Source organism: Streptomyces sparsus (assembly GCF_054776295.1).
Map to the genome: position 1 here is coordinate 1 of NZ_BAAHCA010001264.1, position 1,130 is coordinate 1,130.

Consider the following 1,130-nt stretch of genomic DNA (forward strand, 5'->3'; position numbering starts at 1 on the left):
CAGCCGCCAGTCCGGGCCGCCCGCGGCCAACGGACGCCACGCCACCCGGGGTTCCTTCTGCGCGATCGCCGGATGGCTGAACGCCACCCCGTAACCGGCGATCACCAGGCCCAGCATCACCTCGGGGCTGCGCGCCTCGCTGACGCGCACCGGGTCGAAGCCGTGCGCCCGGCACGCGGCCAGCGTCGCGTCGTACAGACCGGGCGAGGCGTCACGCGGTACCGCGACCAGCGACTGACCGGACAGTGCGGCCAGGGTGATCTCCGCCTGCCGGGCCAGCGGTGACGTGCGCGGGAGCACCACGCCCAGCGGCAGCGGCACCGGCGGACCCGCCACCACGTCACGGCCCGGGGCGACCGGGTGCTGCACCAGGCCGACGTCCAGCCGGCGGTCGGCCAGCTGCCCCAACTGCTCGGCGCCGGTGAGTTCCACCAACTCCAGCCGCACGTCGGGCCGGACGGCGGCGAACACGGTCAGCAGCGCGCCCAGTACCCGGCCCGGCACCTCGGGCGGCACGCCCATCCGCAGCGTGCCGTACTCACCGCGTCCGGCCCTGGCGACCAGCTCGCGGGTCCGCTCCACCCGGGCCAGCAGTTCGGTCGCCTCCGCGAGCAGCACCGTGCCGGGCTGGGTCAGACGGATCCGTCGCTTCGAGCGGTCGAACAGTTCGGCGCCCAACTCCCTCTCCAGTTCGCGGATGCGCTGACTCAACGGGGGCTGGGCGATGCCGAGGCGCTCGGCGGCGCGGCCGAAGTGCATTTCCTCGGCGACCACGGTGAAGTAGCGCAGCTGTCTCAGCAGGTCCACGCTGCGACGATAGCCATACCGATATGAGTCGCGGCCCCCACCGGTCTTGGACGCCGCCCGAAGCGGCGTGCTCTGATCGGTCCCGTCGACCGGAAACCGGTCCACCTGCGGAGAGACCAGGACCAACACTGACCGATCAGGTCAGCCGACACATTCCGGTGTCCGTCCGGGACTCCCGTACACCGTGACGCGACCACACGAGGGGGAGCACTTCCATGGACTTCAGGCAGCGCCGGAGCAACGCGGCGGCGGGCGCCCCGACCGCGAACCTCACCCGGCGGACCTTGCTGGGGGCCTCGCTGGCGACCGGCGTGGCGGCCACC

General features: G+C 73.0%; 1 protein-coding gene. It reads right to left on the reverse strand.

Translation table 11 applies throughout. The features are described 5' to 3' along the window. On the reverse strand, nucleotides 1–807 hold an 807-nt coding region (locus tag ACYVE9_RS27795; RefSeq protein ID WP_461030654.1), incomplete at its 3' end, for a LysR substrate-binding domain-containing protein. Between the last annotated feature and the right edge of the window lie 323 nt (nucleotides 808–1,130).